Source organism: Pseudomonas oryzihabitans (assembly GCF_032027545.1).
Taxonomy (GTDB): Bacteria; Pseudomonadota; Gammaproteobacteria; order Pseudomonadales; family Pseudomonadaceae; genus Chryseomonas; species Chryseomonas oryzihabitans_F.
Genome location: NZ_JAVSJB010000077.1, coordinates 1 through 1151 on the forward strand (window position 1 = coordinate 1; position 1151 = coordinate 1151).

The following is a 1151-nucleotide window of genomic DNA, read 5'->3' on the forward strand; positions in this document are numbered from 1 at the left end:
AGGGTCAGCTGCACATCGCCCTTGGCCGAGACTTCACCGCCGTTGCTGGAATCCAGGCGGTCGGCCGTGAGGGTCAGCGTGGCCTGGCTATTGATCAGGCCGTTGGCGCTGTTGTCGAGCTGGCCGGCGGTGACGGTCGTTGCGCCCTTGGCCAGCAGGCTGCCGCCGGCGTTGTCGAGGGTGTCGGCCGTGACGTCGAGGGTGGTTGCGGCGCTGAGCAGGCCATCGGCGCTGTTGTCCAGCAGGCCGGTGGTGGTGGTCACGTCCAGGGCGCCGCGGCTGACCAGGGTCCCGCCCTGGTTGGCCAGGCTAGCCGCCTTGAGGTCCAGGCCGGCGGCGGACAGGGTGCCCTTGGCGTTGGTCAAGGCACGGGTGATGCGCAGGGTCAGGTCGGCGTTGCTGATCAGCTTGCCGCCGCTGTTGTCCAGGCTGTCGGCCGTCAAGGTGAAGGCCTGGCCGCTGCTGAGTTCGCCGGCATTGCGTACCGTCTTGAGGTTCTTGAGCAGCAGGGCACCGGGCGCGGTGATCAGGCCACCGGCACTGTTGGTGAGGGTGCCGTTCTCGAGGTCCAGGGTCAGGCCGGCCTGGCTGAAGAGCTCGCCGCTGTTGGTGAGGGTGGCGGTGGTGACCGCGAGATCCTTGGCACTGGCCAGGCGCCCGGCGTTGTTCAGGCTGCCGGCGGTGACGGTGAGGCTATCGCTACCCACCAGCGCCCCTTGCTGGGCGTTGCTCAGGGCACCGGTGGTGGTGAGGGTCACAGCCCCCTTGGCGCTGACGGTACCGGTGCCGTTGTCCAGACTGGTGCTGCTCAGGGTCAGGCCGCCGTCGGTGACCAGTTGGCCCTTGTCGTTCTGTACGGCGCCGCCGGTGACGGTGAGGGTCTGTTGACCGGCGCTGGACACCGTGCCCTGGCGGTTGTCCAGGCTGCCCGCATTAACGCCCAGGGTATCTTCGCCAAGGAGCTGGCCGCCGGCATTGGTCAGGGCGCCGGTCAGGGTCAGGTGCAGGGCCTTGGCGCTGGAAACCAGGCCTGAGCTGTTGTCCAGGCGCTGGGCGGTGACCGTGACGGTATCACCACCGACCAGGCGGCCTTTCTGGCTGTTATCCAGGACGCCGGTGGTGAGGGTCACGGCGCCCTTGGCGCTCAGGGT

General features: G+C 68.6%; 1 pseudogene. It reads right to left on the bottom strand.

What is annotated here, in order from left to right:
• Positions 1-1151: pseudogene (locus RND78_RS27765) on the bottom strand (hypothetical protein); the annotation flags it as partial.